Raw genomic sequence first — 20,723 nt, 5'->3', positions numbered from 1 at the left:
AACCAGCATGTGAACGGAATGGGCGCTCGCGTGACGCGTATCACGAGGTGGAACTGCCCGTCCACATCACGGACACGATGCGTCCCGGCCCTCCCCGGCCCGCGGGGCCGTTGAGCTCAGCCGAGGAGGGCAGCTGCCAGGTCCTCCCCTGCCTCGGCCCCCGGCAGCACGGCATAGACGCCGCTGCTCACCGGCGTGGTCCAGATGTTGAGCAGGTCCGCATCGGCGAGCCGCCGCTGGATGGGGACGAACTGGCGCACCGGGTCGGCCTGGAAGGAGACGAAGACGAGCCCGCTGTTCGAGCGATGCCCCGGCGCCGGAGCATCGTCGTAGGAGTACGGCGCGCGAAGGATCCGTTCGTGGGGCGCCGCGGGCATCGCCCGTCGCATGTGCGACACCGGGTCGATCACGGGGAACCCCAGCTCGTCGGTCGCACCGAGGTCGGGGACGTCCGACTCGGCCCGGCCCGTGAGCGGGGCCCCGGAGGCGAGTCGACGGCCGATCGCGTTCTCCCGCCCGGCCCGGTCGACCTCGTCCCAGCTGTCGAGGTTCATGGCGATACGGCGGATGACGAGGGACGTCCCGCCAGCCAGGCCCGTCGGCGCCGGCGCCTCGCCGGCCCCGAGCCAGATCAAGGCGTCGTCCGGCCCGTGCGTCGCCGGCTGGACCGTCCCGTCGACCTGGCCCAGGAGGTTGCGGAACGGCATCCCCGGCCGCGTCGCCGTGAGGGGCTCGCGGAAGCCGCGCTGGACCCAGCGCTGCACCGCGAGCGGGTCCGCCCCGACGACGAGCCGGCGCTGGGCGTGCGCGACCGCCACCGGAGAGTCGGCTCGGATCTGGAGCAGCAGGTCGGTCTGTGGCCAGTCCGGCTCGAGCCGGTCGACCGCGAAAGCAGGCAAGGGTGCCAGCCACGACGGGCGTGACGCCGCCAGACCGGCCGCCGCATAGAAGCCGGCACCGACAGCCACGGTGATGCTGAGGCGGGACGGGACGGCGGCAAGCTCCGGCTCGAGGTCGGTCAGCGGACCTCGTGCCGCCATGAGTCGTTCGATGTCGTCCGTCCACACCCGCATGAGCCGTCGACAGGTCTGTCTGGTCGCGTGTTTCGGCAGGTCCAGACCGACGAAGGCAGCGAAGGGCTGAGGCTCGTCGATGACGCCTGACTGACGCGGCCCCCGGAACGGCAGGGTGACGGGCGGCTCCTGCGGCGGCGAGGGTGCGACTTCCTCCGGGGTGGCCTCGCGGTTGGAGGCGAGCTGCGTCGCGGCGACCGCGGCCGCCCCGACCCCACCGGCGAGCAGGCCGGTGCGAAGCACGGTCCTCCGGTCGACGCCGTCCATCAGTGGTCCTCGGGGACGTAGGTCTCCTCTGCGCCGGCGAACGACCGGACCGGCACCGTCCACTCGAGCTGCGTGCCCTCCTTCGTGATCATGCGCAGCGCGACGTCGTCACCGTTGACGAGTGGGGCCGCGAGCGCCAGGAGCATGATGTGGTCACCGCCCGGCGCGAGCTCCGCGGAGCCGCCCGCCGGCACGGTCAGCCCGCCCTTCTTCTGGACCATCCTCATGGAGCCGTCCGGCTGCTTCGCCATCGTGTGCACCTGCACCTCGCCGGCCGAGGGGCTCGACCCGCCGACGATCGTGACGTCCGCGTCGGTGCGGTTGACGACGGTGCCGAAGACGGCCGTCATGCCGGCGCCGGCCTTCGCCCAGCCCGACTCCAGAGCGACCGTCCCGTCGCGGGACGCCTCGCTCTCGGTCGTGGACGAGGTCGCGGTGGCCGCTCCGGGCACGGCCGAAGGTGAGGCGGGATCCGCGGCGGTGCCGCAGGAGGCAACGGTGAGCGCAGCGGCAAGGACGGCCGTGGCCATGGCGGCTGAGCGGCCACGTCGGCGCAGGGGTCGGGTCAGGGGTCGGGTCAGGGGGCGGGGCAGGGGCAGGGGCAGGGGGCGGTTCATTGACGGTCCTTCGGTGTGGAGCGGTGTCGGGCGGCGTCGGCATGCGCGACCCCGACGCGGGCGCACCAGCACACGCGTCGTGACCTCCGGCGCCGGGGCGCCGGGGGCTCTCGGGTCAGGCAGCCACCGGTGGCCCGCGCCCCGGGACGACGGCCACATCGATCCCGCGCAGCCCGCGGTGCACCACGAAGGCGGCGCGCAGGGGTCGGATGACCAGCGGCCGCAAGCGGGGCAGGACCGGCACCGCGAGGTCCACGACACGCCACAGGAGCGCTTCCCCCCGCGCGAGCACAACCGCCAGCACCAGTGCCGCGCCGAGGTGCGCGACCGTCATCGTCGGTGTCGCGCCGTGCCCGCTCGTCGCCGCTGCTGCCTGACCGCAGTCGAGGAGCGGAGGTCCGTGGTGCGCGTGCACCGTGGTGCATCCGGCCGCCGGGGAGGTGTTGGTGAGAGCAGAGCCGAGGTAGGCGAGCACCACGTGCCCGGCGAGCTGTCCCGCGACGAGCACGGGGAAGAGGTGCCGCACCCCACGCTGGCGGCGCGAGCCGAGGAGAGCGAGCGGCCAGGTGAGGACCACGAGCGCCCCCACGCCAACCAGGGATGCCGACCCCCCGCCGAGCACGTGACCAGCGAGGCTCAACGCCGTCGCGATGGCGAGGAACACCAGGGCACGCAGGGCACGCACCGCTCCTGTGCCCGGCTCGACCATGGGGCCGATCCTACGAGTTCCCCTTGGCGCCCTCGTGCCCGACCACGAGCCCATGGACCGAGGCGGCCCTTCCGTCGGCCCCGCCGGGACGCGACGGAGGGCATGCCGCGGGACCGAGCCCGGCGGCATACCCTCCATGTCGTGACGTGCTGAAGCGGGACTCAGCGGGCGGCGGAGCCCTCGATGTAGTCGGAGTCGGTCTGCTTGACCCACGCCATCAGCTTGCGCAGCTCGCGGCCGGTCGCCTCGATCGGGTGCTGGGCGCCCTTCTCGCGCAGGGCCTTGAACTCCGGCGCCCCGGCGTCCTGGTCGTCGATGAAGCGCTTGGCGAAGGAGCCGTTCTGGATGTCGGTGAGGACGGCCTTCATGTTCTCCTTGACGTGCGGGTCGATGACGCGCGGGCCGGAGACGTAGTCGCCGTACTCCGCCGTGTCGGAGACCGACCAGCGCTGCTTGGCGATGCCGCCCTCGATCATCAGGTCGACGATGAGCTTGAGCTCGTGGAGGCACTCGAAGTAGGCGACCTCAGGCTGGTAGCCCGCCTCGACGAGGGTCTCGAAGCCGTACATGACCAGCTGGCTGGCTCCACCGCAGAGGACCGCCTGCTCGCCGAAGAGGTCGGTCTCGGTCTCCTCGGTGAACGTCGTGCCGATGCCGCCGGCCCGCAGGCCGCCGATGGCCTTCGCGTAGGACTTGGCCAGGTCCCACGCCGTGCCCGTGGCGTCCTGCTCGACGGCGAGGAGCACCGGGACGCCACGGCCGTCAGCGAACTCACGACGGACGATGTGGCCGGGGCCCTTCGGCGCGACCATGAGCACGTCGGCGTCCGCCTCGGGCTTGATGTAGCCGAAGCGGATGTTGAAGCCGTGGCCGAAGAGGAGCGCTGCCCCGTCGCGGAGGTTCGGCTGGATCTCGTTGGCGTAGACGGAGCGCTGGACCTGGTCGGGTGTGAGGATGACGACGAGGTCGGCCTCCTTCACGGCGTCGGCGACGCTCTTGACCGTCAGCCCCTCGGCCTCGGCCTTGGCCACGCTCTTGCTGCCCTCGGCGAGACCGACGCGGACGTCGACGCCGGAGTCGCGCAGGTTGAGTGCGTGGGCGTGGCCCTGGCTGCCGTAGCCGATGACCGCGACCTTCCTGCCCTGGATGATGGACAGGTCGGCGTCGTCGTCGTAGAACATCTCGGCCATGGGGGCCTCTCCTTGGTTCGTTGTGATGGGGTTGGGTTCGGGGACTGAAGCATTGAGCCGTATGCCGCTGGGCTCGCCCCGCACGCAAGCTCGCTCGCGCGCGGGCTCGGTCTCAGGCGCTGCGCAGGCTGCGGTCGGTGATCGACCGCCCACCACGACCGACGGCGACCATGCCGGACTGCACGAGCTCCTTGATGCCGAAGGGTTCGAGGACGTCGAGCAGCGCCTTGAGCTTGTCCGAGGTGCCGGTCGCCTCGACGACGAGCGCATCCGTCGTCACGTCCACGACCTTGGCCTTGAAGAGCTGGATCGTGTCGATGACCTGGCCGCGTGTCGTCGCGTCGGCCCGGACCTTGACGAGGATGATCTCTCGCTGGACGGAGGACGCCGGGTCGAGCTCGACGACCTTGAGCACCTCGATGAGCTTGTTGAGCTGCTTGGTCACCTGCTCGAGGGCACTGCCCTCGACCTCGACGACGACGGTCATCCGCGAGATCTCCGGGATCTCGGTCGGACCGACCGCGAGGGAGTCGATGTTGAAGCCCCGGCGCGAGAACAGGGCCGCGACGCGGGTGAGGACGCCCGGCTTGTTCTCGACGAGGACGGACAGAGTGTGCTTGCTCATTCCTCACGCTCCCAGACAGGTGCCTCGTGGCGGGCAGCCAGGATCTTGTCATTGCTCACGCCGGCGGGCACCATCGGCCACACCATCGCGTCGCGGTGGACGACGAAGTCGATGACGACAGGTCGGTCGTTCGTCTCGAGCGCCTGCTTGATCACCGCGTCGACCTCCTCGGGCGTCTCCGCCCGCAGGCCGAGGCACCCGTAGGCGTCGGCGAGCTTGACGAAGTCGGGGACGCGTTGCTGCATCGGCTGGAGGTCGGTGTTGGAGTAGCGCTCGTTGTAGAAGAGCGTCTGCCACTGCCGGACCATGCCGAGGGAGCTGTTGTTGATGATGGCGACCTTGATCGGGATGTTGTTGATGACGCAGGTGGCGAGCTCCTGGTTCGTCATCTGGAAGCACCCGTCGCCGTCGATCGCCCAGACCGTGCGCTCCGGCTCGGCCACCTTGGCACCCATGGCGGCGGGGACGGCATACCCCATGGTTCCGAGCCCGCCGGAGTTGAGCCAGGCGTTGGGTCGCTCGTACTGGACGAACTGCGCCGCCCACATCTGGTGCTGTCCGACGCCGGCCACATAGGTGCCGTCGGGGCCGGTCAGCTGACCGATCCGCTGGATGACGTACTGGGGTGACAGGGTGCCGTCATCGGTCTCGGTCCAGCCGAGGGGGAACGTCTGCTTCCAGCCGCTGACCTGCTCGCGCCACCCTGCGTAGTCCCAGCTGCCGGCCTCGGCTCCGCCGGTGCCCTGGTCGGCGCGGATCTGCTCGATGAGGTCGCCGATGACCTCGCCCACGTCGCCGACGATCGGCACGTCCGCGACCCGGTTCTTCGAGATCTCAGCTGGGTCGATGTCGGCGTGGATCACCTTGGCGTGCGGGGCGAACGTCGACAGCTGGCCGGTGACCCGGTCGTCGAAGCGGGCGCCCAGGGCGATGATGAGGTCGGACTTCTGCAGGCTGGTGACGGCGGCCACCGTGCCGTGCATGCCCGGCATCCCGAGGTTGAGGGGGTTGCTGTCGGGAACGGTGCCCCGCGCCATCAACGTCGTCGTCACCGGGATCTGCGTCAGCTCGACGAGCTCGCGCAGCTTGTCGCTGGCCCTCGCCCGGACCACGCCTCCGCCGACGTAGAGGATGGGTCGCCGCGCCGCGGCGATGAGGCGGGCCGCCTCACGGATCTGCTTGCTGTGCGGCCGGGTCACCGGGCGGTAGCCGGGCAGGTCGATCTGGGGCGGCCAGCTGAACGTCGTCGTCGCCTGGAGCGCGTCCTTGCTGATGTCGACGAGGACGGGACCGGGCCGGCCGGTGCTGGCGACGTGGAAGGCCTCGGCAATGGCCTGCGCGATCTTCGCGGGGTCGGTCACGAGGTAGTTGTGCTTGGTGATCGGCATCGTGATCCCGCGGATGTCCGCCTCCTGGAAGGCGTCGCTGCCGATGCTGGCGCTCGACACCTGGCCGGTGATGGCCACCATCGGCACCGAGTCCATGTGCGCGTCGGCGATCGCCGTCACGAGGTTGGTCGCGCCCGGCCCCGACGTCGCCATGCAGACGCCGACCCGGCCCGTCGCCGAGGCGTAGCCCTCCGCCGCGTGGCCGGCGCCCTGCTCGTGACGGACGAGGATGTGGCGCACCTTGCTCGAGTCGAGCATCGGGTCGTAGGCCGGGAGGATGGCTCCCCCCGGGATGCCGAAGACCGTGTCCGCACCGACCGCCTCCAGGGCGAGTACGAGAGCCTGGGCGCCGGTGACCTCGATTGCGGGCACGACGGGAGCAACCGGGGCGGCGCTCGTCGTGTCGGCGGGGTGCTTCGGGCGGGCCCGCTGGGCCACGTCCGCGGGCGAAGGTGCCTGCTTCGTGGTTTCGCTCACGGTTCTCTCCGGTTCATTCGGCAGGGATGCCTGTCTCGGTCCTGGTGGGGGCGGACCCCCGGGTGCGGCCACAAAAAAACCCCTCAGTCCTGTGGCGGACGGAAGGGAAGCGCGCTGACCGGTGCTGCTGGTCGGCGCGCTAGGGAAGTACGAGAATTCGGGCCACGGGTCCACCGTCCTACGCGCCTTGGGGGAAGTCAATCGACCGTGCTGCGCGTCTCACCATGTGGTGATGTGATCTCACCTACTGTCCACCGACGTGAGCCGCGGAAAGGCGCTTGAGCGGCTGGGTGCCGCGTCGGGACACTGGTCCGGTGATCACCCCCGACATCAACGACCTCGGCCTCGCTGGTTACGACGTCCGGCCCCTGACGCCCGAGGATGCCCCGGCGGTCTACGAGCTGATGGCCGCTGGTGAGCTCGAGACGATCGGGGTGGTCGCCATCGAGGAGGCCGACATCGTCAGCGACTGGCAGCGCCCGAGCTTCGACCTGGCGACCCAGAGCATCGGGGTCTTCGCGGGCGCGCGCCTCGTCGGGTATGCCGAGGTGTCGATGGGCCGGCGGGCCGACGCGGCGGTCGCTGCGGACCACCGGCGCCGCGGGATCGGCACGGCCCTCGCCGAATGGACGCAGCGGGTCAGCCGGCGCGACGGCAGCGGTCTCGTCGGTCAGCCGGTGCCGCACGACTCACCGGGAGAGCGGCTCCTGCGCTCGCTGGGTTATCGGGAACTGTGGACCTCCTGGGTGCTGGAGATGCCCGAGGGCGCCACGATCGAGCCGCAGCCGGTCCCGGACGGCTTTACCGTCCGGCCCGCGCAGGACGAGGCCGACTTCCGCGCCGCTCACGTCGTCGTCGAGGACGCCTTCCTCGAGTGGTCGGAGCGCGAGCGGGAGACCTACGAGGACTTCGCGGCGCAGGTGGTCCTGCGGCCCGGCTTCGAGCCGTGGCAGATCCGGCTGATGACGGGTCCGTCGGGCGAGGTCGTCGGCACGTCGATCCTCCAGCTGGCCGAGGACTGCGGGTATGTGAGCCGGTTGGCGGTCCGTCGCGACCGTCGGAACCGTGGTCTGGCCCGGGCCCTGCTCGTCGACTCGTTCGCCGTCGCCCGAGAGCGCGGCGCGACCCGGTCCGAGCTCTCCACCGACTCGCGCACCGGGGCGCTCGGCCTCTACGAGAAGGTCGGCATGCAGGTCACCTCGACGTGGCACCACCTCGCCATCGACACCGCCACCCGCACCGCCTCCTGAACCCCGATCGAGAGAGCGCTTCGCGACACGGCCTCGATCGAGAGAGCACGTCGCGACACCCCAGATGTCGCGACGTGCTCCGTCGATGGTCAGTCGCAGACGGCGCCGCGGCTGGCGCTGCCGACCAGCTTGCGGTACTTGGCGAGGACCCCACGCGTGTACTTCGGCTCCGGGTGGGTGACGCCTGCAGCGACCCGCCGAGCCATCTCGTCCGCGTCGACGAGCAGGTCGAGAGTGCCGTTCGCGACGTCCAGACGGATCGGGTCGCCGTCACGGACGAACGCGATCGGGCCGTCGTCGACCGCCTCGGGCGCGACGTGGCCGACACAGAGCCCCGTCGTGCCACCCGAGAAGCGCCCGTCCGTCAGCAGGAGCACGTCCTTGCCGAGCCCCGCCCCCTTGATGGCGCCGGTGACGGCGAGCATCTCACGCATCCCCGGACCGCCCTTGGGACCTTCGTAGCGGATGACCACGACGTCTCCGCTCCTCAGCGTGCCCGCCTCGACCGCGTCCATCGCGCCGCGCTCGCCGTCGAAGACCCGAGCGGTGCCCTCGAACACATCCTCGTCGAACCCTGCCGACTTCACCACTGCGCCCTCAGGGGCGAGGGAGCCGGTGAGGATGGTCAGGCCACCCGTCTTGTGGATCGGCCGGGACATCTCGCGGATCACCCGGCCGTCGATGTGCGGCGGCTTGATCTCGTCGAGGTTCTGGGCGACGGTCTTGCCGGTCACCGTGAGGGCGTCACCGTCGAGCAGACCGGCCTCGAGGAGCGTCTTCATGACGACGGGGATGCCACCGATGTGGTCGATGTCCTTCATGACGAACGAGCCGAAGGGCTTCACGTCGGCCAGGTGCGGAACCTGACGACCGATGCGCTGGAAGTCGCCGATCGTCAGGTCGACCTCGGCCTCGTGCGCGATGGCGAGCAGGTGCAGCACCGCGTTCGTCGAGCCGCCGAAGGCCATGACGACGGCGATGGCGTTCTCGAAGGCCGGCTTGGTCATGATCTGACGGGCGGTGATGCCCTGGCGCAGGAGGTTGACGACGGCCTCGCCGGACTTGCGCGCGTAGGCGTCGCGGCGTCGGTCCGTCGCAGGCGGGGCCGCCGACCCGGGCATCGACATGCCGATCGACTCGGCGACGGCGGCCATGGTGTTGGCGGTGTAGAAGCCGCCGCACGCGCCTTCCCCCGGGCAGATGGCTCGCTCGATGGCGTCGACGTCCTCGCGCGACATCAGGCCGGCGTTGCAGGCACCGACCGCCTCGAAGGCGTCGATGATCGTGACCTCCTTCTCCGTGCCGTCGGAGAGCTTGGCGACGCCCGGGAGGATGGTGCCGGCGTAGAGGAAGACGGAGGCCAGGTCGAGTCGCGCTGCCGCCATGAGCATCCCGGGCAGCGACTTGTCGCACCCGGCGAGCAGCACTGAGCCGTCGAGTCGCTCGGCGCTCATGACCGTCTCGACGGAGTCGGCGATGATCTCGCGCGACACGAGAGAGAAGTGCATCCCCTCGTGGCCCATCGAGATGCCGTCGGACACGGAGATGGTGCCGAACTCCAAGGGGTAGCCACCCCCTGCATGGACGCCGTCCTTGGCCGCCTTGGCGAGCCGGTCGAGCGACAGGTTGCAGGGAGTGATCTCGTTCCAGGAGCTCGCGATGCCGATCTGTGGCTTTGCGAAGTCGTCGTCGCCGAGGCCGACGGCTCGGAGCATTCCTCGCGCCGCGGTCTTCTCGAGACCATCCGTGACGTCACGACTGCGTGGCTTGATGTCCGGCGTTTGCGTCATGTCCGCAGCATAGGACTGGGTCCGGTGCGTGGACACGCCATCTCATCCGACGATCACGCCCGGCTGATCCTCCGCTGTGAATGGGCGGAGAGGAGAGGCGCACCTGAGCGGTCCTCGATCGGCGCGCCCTCGCGTCAGCCGCGACTCACGTGGAAGCGCTGCAGCTCGCAGCTGCCCCAGTCGAGGTCGGCCCAGTCGCCGGCATAGCGCAACACGGCAACACCACTCGTCGCGAAGCCGGCCGCGAGCGCTTCATGGGCCTGGCGGGAGCCGTCGCCGTCGCTGAGCAGACTGGTCAGCTGGGCCATGGTCGGGTTGTGACCGACGACGAGGACCGAGGCGGTCTCTCCGGCGTCCTCGCGGATCGTCTCGAGGGCCTCCGCGACCCCACCGGTGTAGACGCTCTTGCGGTACTCGACGAACTCGGCGTGAGCGCCACCCTTGCAGGCCGCGTCCCACGTCTGACGGGTCCGCACGGCCGTCGAGCAGATGACGAGGTCGGGAACGAGGCTCTGCTCCTTGAGCCAGACCCCGGCGGCGGTGGCGTCGCGTCGGCCTCGGCCGATGAGCTCGCGGTCGTGGTCCGCCTTGCCGGCGCCGTCCTCGGCCTTCGCGTGACGCATGAGGATGAGGGTCTTCTCTCGCGCTGCGCTGCTCATGCTCCGAGCATGCCCCTACCGGAAGGGGGTTGTCAGCCCTGTGCGAGCGAGACATGCCACATCCGGCCCCGGCCCCGAACCGGGGACGCGGCCCCGTCGCCCGGACCCCTCGCACCCGCTGGCTGGCCTGGGGTCAACCCCCGGAGACGGCGTTGATGATGTGCACCCGCGCCCCTGCCGGGACGGGGGTCTCGAGACCCCTCCCCCGCGTCGCGTCCTCACCGTTGACGAAGACCTTGACGTGAGGGCGCAGCCGGCCCGTCTCGTCCCGAACCTTGCCGTCGAGGATCCGGTGCTCACTGAAGGCCGCGTCGAGCAGCTGGGCCACGGTCTGCTCGCCGTCCGTCGCCGCCACCTCGATCTCACCCCGCCCGACGAGATCACGCAGGAGCCCCGGGAGTATGACGCGGGTCGTCGTGACGGTCATCGAACCTCCTTGGCGCCGGTCGTCGGTGGTGGTCAGTCGACCTGTGCCGCGCGAACGGCCAGGACGTCGGGAAGCTGCGTCGCGATGCGCGTGAAGCTCTCGCCCTCGTCAGCCGAGGCGAAGACGTCGCCGTTGCGGGTGCCGACGTAGATGCCGACGGGATCGCCGCCGTCGAGCGCCGCCGCGTCGCGCAGGACACAGGTGTAGCTGTGATCCGGGAGCCCCTGCGCCTGCCGCCGCCACGTGCGGCCGGAGTCGTCCGATCGCTGCAGCTGGAGCTGGGTCCCCGGCGGGATCCGCTCGCCGTCGTCCTGGACCGGCACGTTCCACACCACGCCGGGTCTGCGCGGATGGGCGAGGATCGCGAAACCGAAGTCCGTCGGCAGCCCGTCTGCGATGGACTCCCAGGAGCCTCCGCCGTCGCCGGACCGGTAGACGCCCTTGTGGTTCTGCGCGAAGAGCTCTCCGTCGGCGCCGCGGGCCACCTTGTGGACGCACTGGCCGAACTCGGGGTACTCGTTGTCGGGCAGGAAGTAGGCGCGGATCCCGGGGTTGCTCGGCTCCCACGTCTCGCCCGCATCTGCCGATCGGTAGACACCCCCGGCGCTCATGGCGACGAGCATCCGCTCGGGTGAGCCCGGCTCGGGGACGATCGTGTGCACCGCTCCCCCACCGAAGCCGGGCTCCCACTGCGGCCGGTGCGGATGGTTCCACAGCCCGCGCACGAGCTCGAAGCTCTCACCCCGGTCGGCGCTCCGGAACAGCGCGTGCGGCTCGACGCCGGCCCAGACGACCTCGTCGTCGTTGGGGTCGGGTGTCAGCTGCCACACCCGCTCGAGTGCGGTCTCGGTGTCGCTGGGGAAGGCGAGCGCGCGCTCGGCGCTCTCGGTCCACGTGCGCCCCGCGTCCTCGCTCACCTGGACCGTCGGCCCCCAGTGCCAGGACTTGACACCGGCGAGCACCGTCCGGCGGCCGGCGCGGGTGTCGACGGCCACCGAGGCCACCTCGCTCATGAGGAAGTGCGGTCCCTCGACCGACCACGTCTGCCGGTCGGTGCTGCGAGCGAGCCAGAGTCCCTTGCGCGTGCCGATTGCCACGATCGTTTCAACCATGTTCACAGTGTCCACTAGGCCACTGACAGCCACAAGGCTCACGATCGAGAGAGCAGTTCGCGACACGGTGACGCCGGGGTGCCCCGGCGGCGGCCTGTCGCGAACTGCTCTCTCGATCAGGGGTGGGTGACGACGTTGTCGAGGGGACGGCCGTCGCGCAGCGCCTCGACCTGCCGGCGGAGCAGGCTGACCGCCCGCGGCGCCATCGCCGTGGTCGCACCTCCGACGTGCGGCGTGATGAGCACGCCGGGCGCCGTCCAGAGCGGGTGGTCCGGTGGCAGCGGCTCCGGGTCGGTCACGTCGAGCGCCGCCCGCAGGCGTCCCGAGGTGCACTCCGCGAGCAGTGCCTCGGTGTCGACCACCGCACCCCGAGCGACGTTGACGACCAGAGCGTCGTCCGGCAGGCGGGCCAGGAGCTCCGCGTCGACGAGCCGCCGGGTCGCCGTGCTCAGCGGCACGATCAGCACCAGGATCTCGGCGTCGGCCGCCAGCTCGGGCAGCTCGTCGATCCCGTGCACGGCCTCGACGAGCTCGTCCCCGGCCCGCGACCGTGACGCGACGACCGTCACCTCGACCTCGAAGGGCAGCAGTCGACGCACGATCGCCTGACCGATCTGGCCGTACCCCACGACGAGGACCCGCTTGTCCGCCAACGCCCCCCAGATCCGGGACGGCGCCCACTCCCCCCGGGCCTGGGCGTGGACGTGCTGCGGCAGGTCTCGGCAGGACGCGAGCATGAGCGCGAGCGCGAGCTCGGCCGTGCTCGCGTCATGGATTCCGGCGCCGTTGCACAGGGTGACGCCGTCGGGGATCGAGCCCAGGACCGTCTCGTAGCCGGCCGTCAACAGCTGGACGGCCTGCAGGCGGGGCAGCTCCTCGAGCCGCTGCCGCGCCGGTGGCGCGCCCATGTACGGAGGGACGACCAGTCGGATCTCCGCCCCACGCGGATGGGGGTCTGAGAGGTCCCACACGACGGGCTCGACGCCGTCCACGCCGGCCAGCCCAGCGGCATACGACTCCTCGGGGACGGCCACCACGACGGGACGAACGGCGCTCATGGGGGCCAACCTACGTCCCGGCCGCCCCACTACGCTCGTCGGGTGAAGCGAGCGCACGTCATCTCCATCAACGTCGGCAGGGGCGTGCCGAGGCCCTACGCCAGCGGGCCCACCACGGCCATCGACAAGGGCCCCGTGGCCCCGGACACCGTCGTCGAGCTGCGCGACCCCGGGCCGAAGCGCGGCGGTCTCGGCAGCGGCGTCGCCGGCGACGACGTCGGTGACCGCCGGCACCACGGTGGAGCCCAGCAGGCCGTCTACGCGTATGCCCGCGAGGACCAGCAGTGGTGGGAAGTCGAGCTCGGCCGGCCCATCCCGCCGGGCACCTTCGGGGAGAACCTCACCACCGTCGGCGTCGACACGACCCACGCGCTCATCGGCGAGGTGTGGCGGCTCGGCGACGTCGTCCTCAAGGTGGAGGTCCCCCGGATCCCCTGCGCCACGTTCGCCGGGCACATGGGCATCGCCGGCTGGGTGAAGCGGTTCAGCGACGAGGGCCGGACCGGTGCCTACCTGTCCGTCATCAACCCGGGCGTGATCAGCACCGGCGTCGCCGTCGAGGTGGAGCGGCCCGACCACGACATCGACCTGCTCACCAGCTTCCGGGCCGCCATGGGCGACCTGGATGCCGCGGCACGGGTGCTCGGCGCCGGCGTGCTCCACCCCGACGAGCACGCCTGGCTGGCCGACAAGGTGGCCCGACGCAGCCGGTAGCCGGCACCGACCCATGGGCCAGAATGAGGTATGCCGCCCCGCTCCCGCCTGACCACTCGTCGGCTCGTCCTCGGCATCGCCGGCATGCTGCTCGCTCTCTCGGCCTGCACTGGTGACGCCGCGGACGGCGGCAGCGACACGGCGACGACCGGGCTCCGCACGGCACCCACCGTGACGACCAGCACCCAGCCGAGCACGACGACGGAGCCCACGAGCCGGGCCACGAGCCAGCCCACGACCAGCCACAGCGCCACCTCACGCGAGACCGGTCCGGCCCGCGTCCTGCTGGACGGTCTCGACATCGCCTGGTCGGTGGTCCTGCTGCCCGACGGCTCGGCGCTGGTCAGCGAGCGCAACACCGGCGACCTCCACCACGTCCCGGCCCCCGGCTCCGGAGGCGGTCCGCGGGTCGTCGGCCGGATCCCGATCGAGCGGACGAGCGGGGAGGGCGGCCTGCTCGGCCTCGCGGTCCCCGAGGACTTCGACGTCAACCCCGTCCTCTACGCCTACTACTCGACGGACAGCGACAACCGGATCGCCGCCGTGCCGTGGCGCGGGGACCGCATCGGCGAGCCCGAGGTGATCTTCGACGGAATCCCCCGCGGGACCAACCACAACGGTGGTCGCATCGCGTTCGGACCCGACGGCTACCTCTACGTCGGCACCGGCGAGGCGGGCGACACCTCCCTCTCCCAGAACCGCGAGTCCCTCGGCGGCAAGATCCTGCGGATCACGGCCGAGGGGAAGCCGGCACCGGGCAACCCCTTCGGCGGCTCACCGATCTGGAGCTACGGCCACCGCAACGTCCAGGGCCTCGCCTGGGACCGCGAGGGCCGGATGTGGGCGAGCGAGTTCGGAGCCCAGACGTGGGACGAGCTGAACCTCATCGAACCGGGCGGGAACTACGGCTGGCCCGAGGTCGAGGGCAAGGCAGGCAACCCCGACTTCGTCGACCCGGTGGCCCAGTGGCCGACCGCGGACATGTCGCCGAGCGGGATCACGATCGGCCCCGACGGCGCGGTCTACATGGCCGCGCTGCGCGGCGAGTCGGTCTGGCGGGTGCCGATCCGGTCCGACGGCAGCGTCGGCGAGCCCCAGCGCACGCTCCACGCCACCTACGGCCGCATCCGTGACGTCCTCTTCGTCTCGGACCGGCTCTGGCTGACCACGAGCAACGGCTCGGACGACCGCCTCATCTCCGTGCCGCTCTCCGACGTCGGCGCGGGCTGACTCCCGCCCACGGCTGCCGGCAGCTCGCTCCGGCCCCTCAGCGCGCGCGGACTGGCTAGGGTGCTGGGACAGGGATCGAGCACGCCCGTTGGATGCCAAGGAGGCACGAATGCCCCAGTACGACGAGATCCTGGACCAGATTCCGGTCAGCCAGCTCGCGGCCGAGCACGGTGTGACGGAGGCTGACATCCGAGAGGCCGCGGAGCGCGCGCTCCCGGCGCTCCTCGGCGGGTTGCGCGCCAACGCAGCCGACCCCGCCGGGGCCCAGTCGATCGCGGTCGCCCTGAGCGAGCACCAGGGCGGGGTGCCGCGCGACCTCGGAGAGGTCGACGTGGAGGACGGGCGCAAGATCGTCGCCAACATCTACGGCGACAACACCGACCAGGTGATGAGCCGCCTCGGTGGGCTCGGGGGCGGCGTGTCGGGTGAGCTCGTCAAGAAGCTGCTGCCCATCCTCGCGCCGATCGTCCTGTCGTGGCTCGCCGGCAAGCTCGGCGGTCGGGGCGGGCTCGGGGGCATCCTCGGCGACCTGCTGGGGGGTCAGGCGGGCGGCCAGATCGGGAGCACGGGGGGCGGGTTGACCACCGGCTCCGAACAGACCCCGGCTGAGATCGACAGCGGCCCCCTCTTCCCCGGCGGACAGGGGTCCCAGAGCGCTCCGACGCAACCGCCGGCTGGGACCCCGGGGAGCGCAGGCTCGACCGGCTCGTCGGCGCCGACGGGGTCCAACCCGATCCAGGACGTCCTCGGCGACCTCCTTGGTGGTGGGTCCGGCGGCGGAGGTGGACTCGGAGGGATTCTTGGCGACCTGTTCGGCTCAGGCCGCCGCGCCTGACCCGCACGGACCGCTCGCGCAACACACCCGTCTACCGTGCGACACACCGGCGTCGGATCGCGGTGTGTTGCACGGTGAACGGTGTGTCGCGTCGTCAGGGGTAGGGGCAGGGAGCCGGAATCAGCGCGGGAAAGCCGGCGGGTGGACCTTCGCCATCGTCTCCAGAACGCGCACGACCTGGCAGCTGTAGCCGAACTCGTTGTCGTACCAGACGTAGAGGACGACGCGGTCGTCCGCCGTGATCGTCGCGCGGCCGTCGACGATGCCGGCGTACTGGGAACCGACGAAGTCCGTCGACACGACCTCCGGGCTGTCGATGTAGTCGATCTGCTTGTGCAGCGCCGAGTGGAGCGCGGTGCGCCGCAGGTAGGTGTTGATCTCCTCGGGCGTCGTCCCGCGCTCGAGCGTCAGGTTGAGGATCGCCATCGACACGTCCGGCGTGGGCACCCGGATCGAGTTGCCGGTCAGCTTGCCGGCGAGCTCGGGCAGGGCCTTGGCCACCGCCTTGGCCGCGCCGGTCTCGGTGAGCACCATGTTGAGGGCAGCGGAGCGGCCGCGACGCTCGCCCTTGTGGAAGTTGTCGATGAGGTTCTGGTCGTTCGTGAACGAGTGCACCGTCTCGACGTGGCCGCCGACGATGCCGAACTCGTCGTTGACCGCCTTGAGCACGGGCACGATGGCGTTCGTCGTGCACGACGCGGCCGACAGGATCGGCTCCTCGCTGGCGTCGGCGGAGGCGATCATGCCCTCGTTGATCCCGGCGACGATGTTGGGCAGGTCGCCCTTGCCCGGAGCGGTCAGCAGCACCCGCGCCACGCCCGGGCACCGGAGGTGCTGGGACAGGCCCTCACGGTCCCGCCAGCGACCGGTGTTGTCGACGACGATCGCGTCGGAGATGCCGTGGGCGGTGTAGTCCACGCTCGCGGGGTCGTCGGAGTAGATCACCTGGATCAAGGTGCCGTTGGCGAGGATGGTGTTGGCCTCCTCGTCGACGGCGATGGTGCCCTGGAAGGACCCGTGGACGGAGTCTCGACGCAGCAGGCTCGCCCGCTTCATCAGGTCGTCGTCGCTTCCTCGACGGACGACGATGGCGCGCAGGTTGAGGCCGTCGCCCTTGCCCGCGTGGTCGACGAGGATCCGGGCCAGCAGGCGGCCGATCCGCCCGAAGCCGTAGAGCACGACGTCAGTCCCCCGGCGCCGGGCGTCGCCGTCGGGTCCGCCGGTCGCGCCCTTGCGCCCCGCGACCTCGCCGAGCTCCGCCCGAACCCACTCGCTGAGGTCCGCGCCGTCCCCGTCCTGCTTGTACTTGCGGGTCAGGCGACCGAGGTCCACCGAGGCCGCGCCGGGGTCGGCCGCGGCCAGCGCCTGGAGCATCGGCAGGGTGTCCTGCAGGTCCAGCTCGACCTCGTCGACGCGCCGGGCGAACCGGTGGGCCTTGATGATGTGGATCGCGTTCTCGTTGATCAGGCGCCGGCCGTAGATGGAGGTCACGACGCTGTTCTGGCGGTAGAGGCGGCCGATGATCGGGATCATCGCCTCGGCCAGGGCCTGGCGCTCCGACCAGTCCTCGTAGTGCTCGTCAGCAGCGGCAGCGGCGTCGGCCGGGTCTGCAGGGGCGGTCGACTGGTCGGTCACGGAGTGCGTCATTGTCACGAGCGACGAGACTACGGCCGCCGCCACACCCATTCGGACCCCCGCCTGCTGGGCTCGTGAGCAATCTCACGAGCCCCAACCCGCCGAGATCAGCCCAACCGGGCCAGAATCAGCTCCCGCGCCCGACCCGCGTCGGCCTGCCCCTTCATCTCCTTCATCACCTGACCGATGAGCGCGCCAGCGGCCTGCACCTTCCCGCCGCGGATCTTCGCCGCGATGTCGGGGTTGGCCTCGATGACGCGGTCGACCGCCGCCTCGAGTGCACCGTCGTCCGCCACGAGCTCGAGCCCGCGCGCGTCGGCCACCTCGGTCGGCGTGCCCTCTCCCGCAAGGACGCCGTCCAGCACCTGCCGGGCCATCGAGTCGTTGAGGCGACCGCTCGTCACGAGACGGTCGAGCTCCGCGACATGCGCTGGAGCGAAACCCAGCCCAGCGGCATACGTCAGCAGGTCCTGGCCCTCGGCGTTGGCGCGCCGCGACGGCTCGCCCAGCCACCACTTCTTCGCGGCGGCCGGGCTCGCGCCCGCGGCCACGGTCTCCTCGATGAGCTCGACGGCGCGCGCGTTGACGACGTCGCGCATCTCGAGGTCGCTGAAGCCCCAGTCGGTCTGCAGGCGCTTGCGGCGCAGCCCCGGCGGCTCCGGCAGCGTCGTCCGCAGCGCGTCCACCGTCTCGCGGGTCGGCGCGACCGGGACGAGGTCCGGCTCCGGGAAGTAGCGGTAGTCGTCGGCGTCGGACTTGACGCGACCCGACGTCGTCATGCCCGTGTCCTCGTGCCAGTGACGCGTCTCCTGGAGGATCGACCCGCCCGACTCGAGGATCGCCGCCTGCCGCGACATCTCGTAGCGGACCGCCCGCTCGACCGAGCGCAGCGAGTTGACGTTCTTGGTCTCGGTCCGGGTGCCGAACGGGACCGCGAGCTGCGCGGCGCCGCGCGGGTCGTCGCCCGCGCGGGGCCGCAGTGAGACGTTGGCGTCGCAGCGCATCGAGCCCTGCTCCATCTTCACGTCCGAGACGTCCAGGGCCCGCAGGAGGTCGCGCAGCGCGGAGACATAGGCCTTCGCCACCTCGGGCGCCCGCTCCCCCGCACCGGTGATCGGCTTCGTCACGATCTCGATGAGCGGGATGCCGGCGCGGTTGTAGTCGACGAGGGAGTACTCGGCGCCGTGGATGCGGCCGGTCGACCCGCCGACGTGGAGCGACTTGCCCGTGTCCTCCTCCATGTGGGCGCGCTCGATCTCGACGCGGAACACCTCGGTCCCACCGGCGCCGTCGTCGACCTCGACGTCGAGGTAGCCGTTGAAGGCGATCGGCTCGTCGTACTGCGAGGTCTGGAAGTTCTTCGGCATGTCCGGGTAGAAGTAGTTCTTCCGGGCGAACCGGCACCAGTCGGCGATCTCGCAGTTGAGGGCGAGACCGATCCGGATCGCGGACTCGACCGCCTTCTCGTTGACGACGGGAAGCGCACCGGGCAGACCGAGGCACACGGGACAGACCTGGGAGTTGGGCTCGGCACCGAAGGCGGTCGGGCACCCGCAGAACATCTTCGTCTCGGTGTGCAGCTCGACGTGGACCTCGAGGCCCATGACCGGGTCGAACTTCGCGACGGCGTCGTCATAGTCGAGGACCCGATCCACAGCGGCGGACGTCACAGCCATCTCAGGCTCCCTTCACGGTGAGGTCAGCGGCCAGCTCGGGTGCCCGGGACAGGATCGGCGCGCCCCAGCGCTCGAGGAGCGCCTGCTCGAGCGCTGCGCCGACGGTGTAGAGGCGCTCGTCCTTGGTGGCCGGGGCGAGGATCTGGATGCCCGTCGGCAGGCCGTCCTCGTCGGCGAGGCCGGACGGGATCGACATACCGGGCACTCCGGCGAGGTTGGCCGGGATCGTCGCGATGTCGTTGAGGTACATCGCCATCGGGTCGTCGAGCTTGTCACCGAGCCGGAAGGCGGTCGTCGGGGCGGTGGGGCTGAGGAGGACGTCGACCTGGGCGTAGGCCCGCTCGAAGTCCTGGGCGATGAGCGTGCGAACCTTCTGCGCCGAGCCGTAGTAGGCGTCGTAGTAGCCGGAGCTGAGGGCATAGGTGCCCAGGATGATGCGGCGCTTGACCTCGGCGCCGAAGCCGGCGTCGCGGGTGGCCGCCATCACCTGCTCGGCCGTCGGGGCGTCGATGCCCTCGGGGAGGACACGCATGCCGTAGCGCATCGCGTCGAACTTGGCGAGGTTGCTCGACGCCTCGCTCGGCAGGATGAGGTAGTAGGCCGCCAGGGCGTAGTCGAAGTTGGGGCAGCTCACCTCGACCACCTCGGCGCCGCGCTCGACGAGCAGCGCGACGGACTCCTCGAAACGCGCCCGGACCCCGGGCTGGTAGCCCTCGCCGCCCAGCTCCTTGACGACACCGATCCGCATGCCCGTGACGTCTGCGCGGCGGGCCGCCTCGACCACCGGCGGGACGGGCGCGTCGATGGACGTGGAGTCCATCGGGTCGTGCCCGCCCATGACCTCGTGGAGCAAGGCGGTGTCGAGCACCGTCCGCGCGCACGGTCCGGCCTGGTCGAGCGAGCTCGCGAGGGCGACGAGCCCATAGCGCGAGACACCGCCGTAGGTGGGCTTGGTGCCGACGGTCCCGGTCACCGCGGCCGGCTGGCGGATCGAGCCGCCCGTGTCGGTGCCGGTGGCCAGCGGCGCCTGGAAGCTGGCGACGACGGCGCTCGACCCGCCGCCCGAGCCACCGGGAATGCGCTCGAGGTCCCACGGGTTGCGCGACGGCCCGTAGGCGGAGTGCTCGGTCGAGCTGCCCATCGCGAACTCGTCCATGTTGGTCTTGCCGAGGATCGGCATCCCCGCGTCCTTGATCCGGCGCACCACGGTCGCGTCGTACGGCGGGATCCAGCCCTCGAGGATGCGGCTGCCGCAGGTCGTGGGCAGGCCCTTGGTCGTCATGACGTCCTTGACGGCGATGGGGACGCCGGCCAACGTCGGCAGGGTCTCACCCGCGGCCCGTCGCTCGTCGATGGCGCGGGCGGTCGCGAGCGCTCCCTCGGCGTCGACGTGGAGGTAGGCGTGCACGTGCTCGTCGACGGCCGCGATCCGGTCGAGGTGCGCCCGGGTCACCTCCACCGAGGAGAACGTCTTGCTCGCCAGCCCCTCCGCGAGCTCGGCCGCAGAGGCTCGGGTCAGGTCAGTGTTCACGTCAGTTGCCTTCGTCGGTAAGGGAGTTCACGAAAAGGTGCCGTATGCCGCTGGGCTCGGTGATCGGGAGAACGCGCCGTCGGTCGACGGCTCAGTCCTCGTCGAGGATGCGCGGGACCGCGAAGCGCTGGAGCTCCTGCTCCGGTGCGCCGGAGAGCGCCTCCTCGGGCGTCAGCCCGGGACGGACGACGTCCGGGCGGGTGACGTTGGTCAGCGGCATCGGGTGCGACATGGGGGCGACGTCCTCGATGGGGGCCTGCTGCACCTTCGCCACCGACTCGAGGATCACCGACAGCTCGCCGACCATCCGGTCGAGCTCGGCGTCCGACAGGTCGATGCGGGCCAGCCCGGCGAGGTGGGCGACGTCATCGCGGGACAGGGAGGACATGCCTGCCAGTCTATGGGGCGGTGCAGCGTGCTCCGGACGGCGGACCGCTGGGCGGAGGGGATGGACGCCGGC

General features: G+C 71.1%; 19 protein-coding genes. 4 read left to right on the top strand and 15 right to left on the bottom strand.

All coding sequences use genetic code 11. The features are described from left to right. Positions 1-116: 116 nt before the first annotated feature. The 6 genes from ABWV20_RS02470 to ABWV20_RS02445 form a co-directional block, all read right to left on the bottom strand. Positions 117-1,340 carry a Dyp-type peroxidase gene (locus ABWV20_RS02470; protein WP_353353160.1) on the bottom strand — a complete coding sequence of 408 codons (1,224 nt, stop codon included), beginning with the start codon at positions 1,338-1,340 and terminating at the stop codon, positions 117-119. Continuing rightward, on the bottom strand, positions 1,340-1,957 hold the full coding sequence (locus ABWV20_RS02465) for a copper chaperone PCu(A)C (RefSeq protein WP_353353159.1): 618 nt from the start codon (positions 1,955-1,957) through the stop codon (positions 1,340-1,342). Before ABWV20_RS02465 ends, ABWV20_RS02470 begins: the two co-directional genes overlap by 1 nt. Before the next feature lie 115 nt (positions 1,958-2,072). Next, positions 2,073-2,666 (bottom strand): hypothetical protein, encoded by a 594-nt coding sequence (locus ABWV20_RS02460; RefSeq protein WP_353353158.1) that lies wholly within the window; start codon positions 2,664-2,666, stop codon positions 2,073-2,075. 161 nt (positions 2,667-2,827) lie between these two features. Further along, positions 2,828-3,856: a ketol-acid reductoisomerase gene (gene ilvC, locus ABWV20_RS02455; RefSeq protein ID WP_353353157.1), complete on the bottom strand. Its 1,029-nt coding sequence runs from the start codon at positions 3,854-3,856 to the stop codon at positions 2,828-2,830. A 112-nt stretch (positions 3,857-3,968) separates the two neighbouring features. Next, entirely contained in the window at positions 3,969-4,481 is a 513-nt protein-coding gene (gene ilvN / locus ABWV20_RS02450) for an acetolactate synthase small subunit (RefSeq protein WP_353353156.1), read from the bottom strand. Further along, positions 4,478-6,346, bottom strand: a complete 1,869-nt coding sequence (locus ABWV20_RS02445; RefSeq protein ID WP_353353155.1) for an acetolactate synthase large subunit — start codon at positions 6,344-6,346, stop codon at positions 4,478-4,480. Before ABWV20_RS02445 ends, ilvN begins: the two co-directional genes overlap by 4 nt. Before the next feature lie 314 nt (positions 6,347-6,660). Here ABWV20_RS02445 and ABWV20_RS02440 point away from each other — a divergent pair, with 314 nt between their 5' ends. Beyond that, positions 6,661-7,596: a GNAT family N-acetyltransferase gene (locus ABWV20_RS02440; RefSeq protein WP_353353154.1), complete on the top strand. Its 936-nt coding sequence runs from the start codon at positions 6,661-6,663 to the stop codon at positions 7,594-7,596. Positions 7,597-7,685: 89 nt separating this feature from the next. On the opposite strand, the gene ilvD is transcribed toward ABWV20_RS02440, so the two are convergent. The 5 genes from ilvD to ABWV20_RS02415 all read right to left on the bottom strand — a co-directional run bounded on the left by ilvD (position 7,686) and on the right by ABWV20_RS02415 (position 12,642). Further along, the gene (gene ilvD / locus ABWV20_RS02435) at positions 7,686-9,386 is read right to left on the bottom strand and encodes a dihydroxy-acid dehydratase (RefSeq protein WP_353353153.1); all 1,701 of its coding nucleotides are present in this window, start codon (positions 9,384-9,386) and stop codon (positions 7,686-7,688) included. A 134-nt stretch (positions 9,387-9,520) separates the two neighbouring features. Further along, entirely contained in the window at positions 9,521-10,045 is a 525-nt protein-coding gene (locus tag ABWV20_RS02430; protein WP_353353152.1) for a SixA phosphatase family protein, read from the bottom strand. Between the two features lie 133 nt (positions 10,046-10,178). After that, positions 10,179-10,472, bottom strand: a complete 294-nt coding sequence (locus ABWV20_RS02425; protein WP_353353151.1) for a ubiquitin-like small modifier protein 1 — start codon at positions 10,470-10,472, stop codon at positions 10,179-10,181. A 32-nt stretch (positions 10,473-10,504) separates the two neighbouring features. Then, positions 10,505-11,584, bottom strand: coding sequence for a WD40/YVTN/BNR-like repeat-containing protein (locus tag ABWV20_RS02420; RefSeq protein ID WP_353353150.1), 1,080 nt, complete (start codon positions 11,582-11,584; stop codon positions 10,505-10,507). 116 nt (positions 11,585-11,700) lie between these two features. Further along, complete coding sequence (locus ABWV20_RS02415) at positions 11,701-12,642, bottom strand: 2-hydroxyacid dehydrogenase (protein WP_353353149.1); 942 nt, start codon at positions 12,640-12,642, stop codon at positions 11,701-11,703. A 42-nt stretch (positions 12,643-12,684) separates the two neighbouring features. Between ABWV20_RS02415 and ABWV20_RS02410 the strand changes: the two genes are divergently transcribed. From ABWV20_RS02410 to ABWV20_RS02400, 3 genes are all read left to right on the top strand, one after another. Then, positions 12,685-13,356, top strand: a complete 672-nt coding sequence (locus ABWV20_RS02410) for an MOSC domain-containing protein (RefSeq protein WP_353353148.1) — start codon at positions 12,685-12,687, stop codon at positions 13,354-13,356. A gap of 30 nt (positions 13,357-13,386) precedes the next feature. Continuing rightward, positions 13,387-14,586: a PQQ-dependent sugar dehydrogenase gene (locus ABWV20_RS02405; RefSeq protein ID WP_353353147.1), complete on the top strand. Its 1,200-nt coding sequence runs from the start codon at positions 13,387-13,389 to the stop codon at positions 14,584-14,586. A gap of 109 nt (positions 14,587-14,695) precedes the next feature. Then, positions 14,696-15,421: a DUF937 domain-containing protein gene (locus tag ABWV20_RS02400; RefSeq protein ID WP_353353146.1), complete on the top strand. Its 726-nt coding sequence runs from the start codon at positions 14,696-14,698 to the stop codon at positions 15,419-15,421. A 120-nt stretch (positions 15,422-15,541) separates the two neighbouring features. Here ABWV20_RS02400 and ABWV20_RS02395 read toward each other — a convergent pair whose 3' ends face one another. From ABWV20_RS02395 to gatC, 4 genes are all read right to left on the bottom strand, one after another. Beyond that, the gene (locus tag ABWV20_RS02395) at positions 15,542-17,068 is read right to left on the bottom strand and encodes a glyceraldehyde-3-phosphate dehydrogenase (RefSeq protein ID WP_353353207.1); all 1,527 of its coding nucleotides are present in this window, start codon (positions 17,066-17,068) and stop codon (positions 15,542-15,544) included. A 95-nt stretch (positions 17,069-17,163) separates the two neighbouring features. Further along, positions 17,164-18,732, bottom strand: a complete 1,569-nt coding sequence (gene gatB / locus ABWV20_RS02390) for an Asp-tRNA(Asn)/Glu-tRNA(Gln) amidotransferase subunit GatB (RefSeq protein WP_353353145.1) — start codon at positions 18,730-18,732, stop codon at positions 17,164-17,166. 1 nt (position 18,733) lies between these two features. Then, the gene (gene gatA / locus ABWV20_RS02385; protein ID WP_353353144.1) at positions 18,734-20,263 is read right to left on the bottom strand and encodes an Asp-tRNA(Asn)/Glu-tRNA(Gln) amidotransferase subunit GatA; all 1,530 of its coding nucleotides are present in this window, start codon (positions 20,261-20,263) and stop codon (positions 18,734-18,736) included. 91 nt (positions 20,264-20,354) lie between these two features. Next, positions 20,355-20,651, bottom strand: a complete 297-nt coding sequence (gene gatC / locus ABWV20_RS02380; RefSeq protein WP_353353143.1) for an Asp-tRNA(Asn)/Glu-tRNA(Gln) amidotransferase subunit GatC — start codon at positions 20,649-20,651, stop codon at positions 20,355-20,357. Between the last annotated feature and the right edge of the window lie 72 nt (positions 20,652-20,723).

Origin of the sequence: Intrasporangium sp. DVR (assembly GCF_040365325.1) — a bacterium.
In the GTDB taxonomy this organism is placed as follows: Bacteria; Actinomycetota; Actinomycetes; order Actinomycetales; family Dermatophilaceae; genus Intrasporangium.
Note: the sequence above shows the minus strand (reverse complement) of the source record. Positions and strands in the feature narration are given on the sequence as shown.